The sequence below is a fragment of the Aminobacter sp. P4_D5 genome (assembly GCF_056401815.1).
Genome location: NZ_JBFUIP010000981.1, coordinates 1 through 609, shown reverse-complemented (window position 1 = coordinate 609; position 609 = coordinate 1). Strand labels below are relative to the sequence as shown.

The 609-nt window shown below is 65.8% G+C and carries 1 protein-coding gene; it reads left to right on the top strand.

The window, feature by feature from the left end; translation table 11 throughout:
• Nucleotides 1-148: 148 nt before the first annotated feature.
• Nucleotides 149-609: hydantoinase/oxoprolinase N-terminal domain-containing protein (locus tag AC1DWF_RS36185; protein ID WP_476843271.1), on the top strand; the 461-nt coding region annotated here is incomplete at its 3' end.

Genomic DNA, 609 nt, shown 5'->3' with positions numbered 1-609 from the left:
GCGTGGAAGATCTCGAGCTGGCGGGCATTCATGGCGAGGTTCCCGAAAAGCCATAACCGGAGGTTATGGCATATCCGTACCTTTTCCATCGACCTCCGTCACGGGGACGCCATACTCGGGGCATCGGACAGTGGAGCTTGGCTTTCTCATGGGTCATCGCGTGGGCGTTGATATCGGCGGCACCTTCATCGATTTCTGCCTCTGGGACGAGGATGTCGGAGAGCTGCACAGCCTCAAGGTCCTGACCACGCCGGACACGCCCGGCGCCGAGCTCCTGCGCGGCCTGGACCTGCTGGAGGAGCGGCACGGCGTCGCGCCGAAGGACATCACCAGCTTCGTGCATGGCACGACGGTCGGCATCAACACGGTCATCCAGCGCAAGGGCGCCAACCTCGCCCTCATCACGACCGAGCGCTTCGAGGATGTGATCGAGCTGGCCCGGCTGCGCATGCCGGAGGCGTACAGCCTCTTCTCCCGCCGGGGCGCGCCGCTGGTCTCGCGCGACAAGATCTTCGGGGTGAAGGAGCGCGTGCTCTCCGACGGGACCGTGGAGTTCCCGCTGGACGAGGCGAGCGTCGAGGCTGCCGTCGCGAAGGCGCTGGCCAAGGG